The organism is Lacticaseibacillus suilingensis, from assembly GCF_016861845.1.
GTDB lineage: Bacteria > Bacillota > Bacilli > Lactobacillales > Lactobacillaceae > Lacticaseibacillus > Lacticaseibacillus suilingensis.
Genome location: NZ_BOLV01000021.1, coordinates 35397 through 43203 on the forward strand (window position 1 = coordinate 35397; position 7807 = coordinate 43203).

Here is a 7807-nt window from a genome sequence, read left to right on the forward strand (position 1 = left end):
GGGCTAACCTCCTATTTGTTAGTATCGTCGGTCGAGTTAGCGTTCGTGGCAGCGGTGGCTGCTTCTTGCGCCTTCTTTTCTTCTTGCTGCTGGGCGAATTTCGCCAAAGCATCAACGGAAACAACGTCATCGTCGTCATCGTCCATGTCGCGCAGTTCGATTTCGTTCTTGTCTTGGTCGAGCACTTTCATGTCCAGACCCAAGGCTTGCAGTTCCTTGACCAACACGCGGAATGATTCTGGCACGCCTGGTTGTGGAATCTGTTCGCCTTTGACAATGGCTTCGTAGGTCTTGACCCGGCCCACCACGTCATCTGACTTGTAGGTTAAGATTTCTTGCAAGGTGTAAGCCGCCCCATAAGCTTCAAGGGCCCAAACTTCCATTTCCCCGAAGCGCTGGCCACCGAACTGGGCTTTACCACCCAGTGGCTGCTGCGTAACCAAGGAGTAAGGTCCAATGGAACGAGCATGGATCTTATCGTCAACCATGTGAGCCAGTTTCAGGTAGTACATGACCCCGACAGAAACACGATTTTCAAATGGTTCCCCAGTGCGACCATCATAAAGCACGGACTTGCCATCGCTGGCCATACCGGCTTCTTTAATGGTGGCCCACAGGTCGTCATCATTGGCCCCGTCAAAGACTGGGGTGGCAATGTGAATACCCAGTTTGCGGGCCGCCATCCCCAAGTGCAATTCCAGCACCTGACCGATGTTCATACGTGATGGCACACCCATGGGTGACAGCAAAATGTCAACCGGGGTCCCATCAGGCAGGAATGGCATATCTTCTTCAGGCACAACCACCGAAACGGTCCCTTTGTTCCCGTGACGACCAGACATCTTATCACCGACCTGAATCTTACGCTTCTGGGTGATGTAAACGCGGACCATCATGTTAACGCCTGGGGACAATTCATCGCCGGCTTCACGCGTGAAGATTTTGACGTCTTGAATGATCCCGCCGCCGCCATGAGGAACCCGCAGTGAGGTATCACGTACTTCACGCGCCTTTTCCCCGAAAATGGCATGCAACAGACGCTCTTCAGCAGACAGCTCGGTGACCCCTTTAGGCGTGACCTTGCCGACCAGGATATCGCCATCGCGGACTTCCGCCCCGATGCGCACGATCCCGAATTCATCCAAGTCCTTCAATGCGTCTTCGCCGACGTTCGGAATTTCACGGGTGATTTCTTCCGGTCCGAGCTTGGTGTCACGCGCTTCGGATTCGTATTCTTCAATATGAATCGAGGTGTAGGCATCATCACGCACCAGCTTTTCAGAAAGCACAATCGCGTCTTCGTAGTTGTACATGTTCCAAGTCATGAAGGCGATGACTGGGTTTTGCCCCAAAGCCAGTTCGCCATTTTCCATAGCTGGGCCATCGGCAATGATTTCGTCTTCATCGACTTTATCGCCAATGCGGACAATTGGCCGCTGGTTGTAGTTCTTACCGGCGTTAGACCGGCGGAACTTCATCAGGGAGTACTTGTCCACGGCGCCATCGTCGCGGCGAATGCGAATGGTTTTCGCATCCACGTAATCAACAGTCCCTGCATGTTCAGCCAAAACGGCAATCCCAGAGTCATGGGCGGCCTTGTATTCCATCCCGGTCCCAATCAGTGGGGCATGCGGGTTGATCAAAGGCACCGCCTGACGCTGCATGTTCGCACCCATGAGGGCCCGGTTGGAGTCATCGTTTTCCAAGAACGGAATGCAAGCCGTTGCGACCGCAACTACCTGCTTAGGCGAAACGTCCATGTAGTCGATGTGTTCTGGTGTGGTTTCAATGTTGACATCCTTCGCCCGGGCCAAAATGGCATCTTCAGCAAAAGAGCCATCATCGTTCAGCTTGGCGTTGGCCTGTGCAACCACATAGTTATCTTCTTCATCGGCAGTCAAATAGTCGATTTTGTTCGTGACTTTATGGTCAGTCCAAGAAACACGGCGATATGGGGTCTCGATGAAACCATAAGGGTTAACCACCGCGTAGGAAGCCAGACTGTTGATCAGCCCGATGTTCGGGCCTTCTGGGGTTTCAATCGGACACATCCGGCCGTAATGCGTGTAGTGCACGTCACGCACTTCATAACCGGCCCGGTCACGGGTCAAACCACCAGGTCCAAGGGCAGACAGACGCCGCTTATGGGTTAATTCGCCCAGTGGGTTAGTCTGATCCATGAACTGTGACAGCTGGGAACTGCCGAAGAATTCCTTAATGGAAGCCACCACCGGCCGAATGTTGATCAACTGCTGTGGTGTGATGGTGGCGGTGTCTTGAATCGACATCCGTTCACGCACCACCCGCTCCATCCGGGACAAGCCGATCCGGAACTGGTTTTGCAGCAATTCACCGACGGAACGAATCCGGCGGTTGCCCAAGTGGTCGATATCATCAGTGGCGCCCAGGCCTTCTTGCAAGTTCAAGAAGTAGTTCATGGACGCAATGATGTCGGCTGGGGTCAAGTGCTTGGTCTTCTTGTCAATGTGGCCATTGCCAATCAACTTGATTTCCTTTTCTGGGTTGACCTGGGAGTAAACCTTGATCACTTGCACCGTCATCGGATCGGTCACCACGCCTTGGTCAGAAGGCTGGAAGGTAACGGTCTTGAAATCGTCGCGGTCCAAAAAGCCGCCTAAGGTTTCCATGATGTGCCGGTCGATTTTGGTGCCTTTTTGCACGATGACTTCACCCGTATCAGGGTCAGCCAACGTTTCTGCCAGGGTCTGGCCCAACAGGCGGGTCTTCAGGCTCAGTTTCTTGTTGACCTTGTAGCGACCAACATTCGCCATGTCATAGCGCTTTGGATCGAAGAACCGCGCGTACAGCAAGGAACGCGACGAATCAGCGGTCTTCGGTTCGCCAGGACGTAGCCGTTCGTAAATGTCCTTCAAGGATTCATCGGTGCGCGAGTCATCAGTGTTCTTGTGGACGTCTTTTTCCAGCGTCAACATCAAGGAATCGTTGTCGCCAAAAATGTCGAGAATGTCTTGGTCCGCGCCAAAGCCCAGCGCGCGCACCAGTTCGGTCATTGGAATCTTCCGGGTGCGGTCGATGCGGACATACGCCAAGTCCTTGGCGTCGGTTTCGTATTCCAGCCAAGCGCCGCGGTTAGGAATCACCGTGGTGCCATAGGTCACACGGGAGTTCTTATCGGTTTCACTGTTGTAGTAAACCCCAGGCGAGCGCACCAGTTGGGAAACGATAACCCGCTCGGCCCCGTTGATGATAAAGGTCCCTTGCTTGGTCATCAGTGGGAAGTCACCAAAGAAGACGTCTTGCGACTTGATTTCACCAGTCTCGTGATTGGTCAAACGCAGCGTCACGTGCAGCGGTGCGGAATAGTTGGCGTCATGCTGGCGCGCTTCCTCCACCGTGTACTTTGGTTCCAGCAGCTGATAGTCAACGTATTCCAGTGACAGTTTCCCTTGGAAGTCTTCGATTGGCATAATGTCATCGAACATTTCCTTGAGCCCTTCGTCTAGGAACCATTGATAGGAATTGGTCTGAATCTCGATCAAGTTAGGCAGATCGAGTACTTCTTTAATGCGGGAATAGGAACGGCGAGTGCGATGCTTACCGTAATTCACTAAATGTCCTGCGTGTCCTGCCAAATTGTTCACCCCTCATTGGATTTTTCGGCCATCTTGATTGTAAAAAAAACGTAACGACGGTTAAATTAAAATTACAATCGGTGGTTGACGAACATTTTGAGCAAAAAAAAACGAAAAGTAGAAAGTTTAAATCCCTCTGCTACTTTTGCGTTTTTTTATGCGTTGCAACGGACAATAGATCGCCGCAACTGATGTCCTAACCGAAATGCAATTGCATTAACTATACTGCCGTTCAATTTAAATGTCAAGCGCTGCTAGGCGTGCACCGGCGCCTCTGGTTGGGCCGCCTTCTTCACATGGAACGTCAGCTTGCCTTTGGTGGCCCCGATGGTGATGGTATCGCCGGCGCCGGCTTGCCCGGTCAGCAGCAGTTCACTGAGCTGATCTTCGACGTCCCGCTGCAGCGCCCGGCGAATTGGCCGGGCACCGTATTCCGGATCAAACCCGGCTTTCGCCACGGCGTTGATGCCAGCCGGCGTAATCTTGACGGTCACGTCTTGATCACTCAGGCGGTGCAGCACCTGTTTGGCCATGATCTTCACGATTTCGTGCAGTTCTGGCGCCGTTAAGCTGTGGAAGACCACCGTTTCGTCGATTCGGTTCAAGAACTCTGGCCGGAACGCCCGCTTAAGTTCTTCCAGCATCCGACTTTGCATCGAAGCGAAGTCCTGGCTGGCGGCTTGCGCGCCGAACCCGACGCTCTTGTCATCGCGCAGCGCCGTAGCGCCGATGTTCGACGTCATAATCAAAATCGTGTTGCGGAAATCAACCCGGCGGCCTTTGGAATCCGTCAGGAAGCCATCATCCAGCACCTGCAGCAAAATGTTGAAGACATCCGGATGCGCCTTTTCCACTTCATCCAGCAGCACCACGGAGTACGGCTTGTTGCGAACCTTTTCTGTCAGCTGACCGCCTTCATCGTAGCCCACATAACCTGGGGCCGCCCCAATCAGGCGGCTGGTGCTGTATTTCTCCATGTACTCAGACATGTCCACGCGAATCATCGCGTCTTCGGACCCGAACATGGCCTCAGCCAAGGCCTTCGCCAGCTCGGTTTTCCCGACCCCAGTAGGGCCGAGGAACATAAAGGAGCCGATTGGCCGCGTGGGATCTTTCAACCCGCTGCGGGCCCGGCGAATGGCACGGGACACGGCAGAAACTGCTTCTTCCTGGCCCACGACGCGTTCATGCAGCACCTTTTCCAGGTTGACGAGGCGTTCACTTTCCTTCTTTTGCAGCTGGGTGACCGGCACCCCAGTCCACTGTGAAACCACTGCGGCTACGTCTTCCGGCGTGACTTTGACATCGGTGCGGACGCCATTTTCATTCACAGGTTCTGGCGACGCTTCGAGTTTAGCCCGGAGCTTTTGCTCCTTTTCGCGGATGGTCGCGGCCGCTTCGAAGTCCTGATGCATGATGGCATCATCTTTCGCTTGCACAGTTTCCCGCAACTGTTTTTGCAGCTTGTCAGCTTTGGTTGGCTTATCCGATTCATCCAGCCGCACCTTGGCCGCACTTTCGTCAATCAAGTCAATCGCCTTATCTGGCAGGAACCGGCTAGAAATATACCGGGAAGACAGGGTGACGGCCTCATGCAGCGCCTCATCAGTAATCGTCACGCCATGGTGGGCTTCATACCGCGGCCGCAACCCGCGCAAGATTTCTTCGGCTTCCGCCTGACTTGGCTCGTTGATTTGGATGGTAGCAAAGCGGCGTTCCAACGCGGCGTCCTTTTCGATGTACTTTTGGTATTCATCCAAGGTCGTGGCCCCAATCAGCTGCAACTCACCGCGCGCCAAAGCGGGCTTCAAGATGTTGCTGGCATCAATGGCACCTTCTGCCCCACCGGCCCCAATTAAGGTGTGCAATTCATCGATAAAGAGAATGACATTGCCATCAGCGTAAATTTCGTCGATCACCTTTTTCAGGCGATCTTCGAATTCACCCCGGTATTTGGTCCCCGCCACCAAGGAGCCCATATCCAAAGCCATGAGCCGCTTGTTTTGCATGTCGGCCGGTACTTGACCGGCGACGATTTTTTCGGCGAAGCCTTCAGCAATGGCGGTTTTACCCACCCCAGGTTCGCCAATTAACACCGGGTTATTCTTGGTGCGCCGAGCCAGAATCTGGATCAACCGCCGGACTTCCTTGTCCCGGCCAACTACAGGATCCATTTTGTTTTCCCGGGCCAGCTGGGTCAAATCCCGAGCCAGGTTGTCCAGAGTCGGCGTGCCTTGGCTGGCCGGCTTGGCCTGCCGCTGGGCGCCGCTGCGATGCTTAGCCGCTGATTCGGTGATCCCCATTTTCTTGAGCACCAACTGCCGCACCTTGGCCAGACTCAATTCCAGGTTTTGCAAAATGCGAGCCGCCAGAATGTCGTCTTCGCGCAGTAGCCCTAGCAAAATGTGCTCGGTGCCGATTTTCAGCGCGCCGAGCCGCTTGGCTTCGTCACCGGCAAAGCTCAAAATCTCTTTGCCCTTGGGCGAGTACGGCAAATAACTATCAGCCGCCTGCCCCGCATCAACGGTACCATAACCGGTGAAGCGTTCGATTTCGTCATGAATGTCTTCTTCAGTAATGCCCAATTGCCGCAGCGTCTTCCCGGCGATGCCTTCTTGCTCGATCACCAGCGCCATCAGCAAGTGTTCTGTGCCCACAGCATGGTGATGGAAGTACTTCGCCTGCTCCTGCGCGATCAGTAACACGTTTTTTGCACTTGGGGTAAATAGGTTGTCCATAAGCACACTCCTTTGGCGGCCATTTGGCCAAAATGGGAAATCCCATCTAAGTTCTATCTTTCATACCGCAAACTGGCAAGAAAAGCAAGCAGCAATCGCGACCGCAGCTCATCTTCGGCTTGGCGATCGCCTTGCTGCAAGGTGTGGTGGCTCAGCACCGTCAGCATCATATTGCCTTCTTGGCGGTCGATCACATCAGCATCATACAGCTGCTGGATCAACACCTGCGCATCTCGCTCGCGGATGGCTGGTGGCATATTGGCCACCATCATCGCCAGCAAATCCTGATCATCGCGCAAGTGCACTTTCAAAATGCGGATGTAGCCCCCGCCGCCACGCTTGCTTTCCACGACATAACCGCGTTGCGGGGTAAAACGCGTTTTGATCACATAATTGATCTGTGATGGCACACAATTGAACTGCTGAGCAATTTCTGCGCGACTGATTTCCACCTGGCGCGTCGACCCCAGCATGGCTTTCAAATAATGCTCGATCACATCAGAAATATTCTGACCTTGCATTCGCCTCACCCCTTTGACTTTGACTAATCTTGACTTTAATTATACTGGATATCACCAGAATTACCAGCAACCTCGCCAAGAGACGTTTTTCACATAACGCTGCACTCAAATGAGAATCAAAAAAACTGACGTCATTGACGTCAGTTCGACGATCGGGAAAACAAGATTCGAACTTGCGACCCCTACGTCCCGAACGTAGTGCTCTACCAAGCTGAGCTACTTCCCGATGAAGCGGAAGACGGGATTCGAACCCGCGACCTCCACCATGGCAAGGTGGCGTTCTACCACTGAACTACTTCCGCATAGTTCTCTCCGGTGACCCGGAATGCACCCAGTAGGAGTCGAACCTACAACCTTCTGATTCGTAGTCAGACACTCTATCCAATTGCGCTATGGGTGCAAAATATTCATGCCGAGAGTCGGGTTCGAACCGACACGGTAATCACTTACCGCAGGATTTTAAGTCCTGTGCGTCTACCAGTTTCGCCATCCCGGCGGCTCGCAAAAGCGGAAGACGGGATTCGAACCCGCGACCTCCACCATGGCAAGGTGGCGTTCTACCACTGAACTACTTCCGCATGAAACTGATATTACTGCCGACTAGAGGGTTCGAACCTCCGACCCCCTGTTTACAAGACAGGTGCTCTGCCAGCTGAGCTAAGTCGGCGTGATGCGGGTGAAGGGACTCGAACCCCCACGGTATAAACCACTAGAACCTAAATCTAGCGCGTCTGCCAGTTCCGCCACACCCGCAGATCAGAAACTAATGGAAAAAAGGAAAAAATGAGCCGTGACAGGCTCGAACTGTCGACCCTCTGATTAAAAGTCAGATGCTCTACCGACTGAGCTAACGGCTCAATGGAGGATACAGGGCTCGAACCTGTGACCCTCTGCTTGTAAGGCAGACGCTCTCCCAACTGAGCTAATCCTCCAT

General features: G+C 53.6%; 3 protein-coding genes and 9 tRNA genes. All 12 read right to left on the reverse strand.

Annotated elements, in window-relative coordinates:
• Positions 1-11: 11 nt before the first annotated feature.
• Positions 12-3623, reverse strand: a complete 3612-nt coding sequence (rpoB, locus tag JUF11_RS11345) for a DNA-directed RNA polymerase subunit beta (RefSeq protein ID WP_308439943.1) — start codon at positions 3621-3623, stop codon at positions 12-14.
• Between the two features lie 245 nt (positions 3624-3868).
• A complete protein-coding gene (locus JUF11_RS11350; RefSeq protein ID WP_204119681.1) occupies positions 3869-6352 on the reverse strand; it encodes an ATP-dependent Clp protease ATP-binding subunit in 2484 nt (827 codons plus the stop codon).
• A 53-nt stretch (positions 6353-6405) separates the two neighbouring features.
• Positions 6406-6873, reverse strand: a complete 468-nt coding sequence (locus tag JUF11_RS11355; RefSeq protein WP_204119682.1) for a CtsR family transcriptional regulator — start codon at positions 6871-6873, stop codon at positions 6406-6408.
• Positions 6874-7025: 152 nt separating this feature from the next.
• Positions 7026-7099 (reverse strand) — tRNA-Pro (locus tag JUF11_RS11360).
• A gap of 4 nt (positions 7100-7103) precedes the next feature.
• Positions 7104-7175 (reverse strand) — tRNA-Gly (locus tag JUF11_RS11365).
• Positions 7176-7199: 24 nt separating this feature from the next.
• Positions 7200-7273: transfer RNA gene (locus JUF11_RS11370), tRNA-Arg, on the reverse strand.
• Positions 7274-7283: 10 nt separating this feature from the next.
• Positions 7284-7369 (reverse strand) — tRNA-Leu (locus JUF11_RS11375).
• A gap of 10 nt (positions 7370-7379) precedes the next feature.
• A tRNA-Gly gene (locus JUF11_RS11380) sits at positions 7380-7451 on the reverse strand.
• A gap of 16 nt (positions 7452-7467) precedes the next feature.
• Positions 7468-7540: transfer RNA gene (locus tag JUF11_RS11385), tRNA-Thr, on the reverse strand.
• 4 nt (positions 7541-7544) lie between these two features.
• Positions 7545-7626: transfer RNA gene (locus JUF11_RS11390), tRNA-Leu, on the reverse strand.
• A 31-nt stretch (positions 7627-7657) separates the two neighbouring features.
• Positions 7658-7730, reverse strand: a tRNA-Lys gene (locus JUF11_RS11395).
• A gap of 2 nt (positions 7731-7732) precedes the next feature.
• Positions 7733-7805 (reverse strand) — tRNA-Val (locus tag JUF11_RS11400).
• Between the last annotated feature and the right edge of the window lie 2 nt (positions 7806-7807).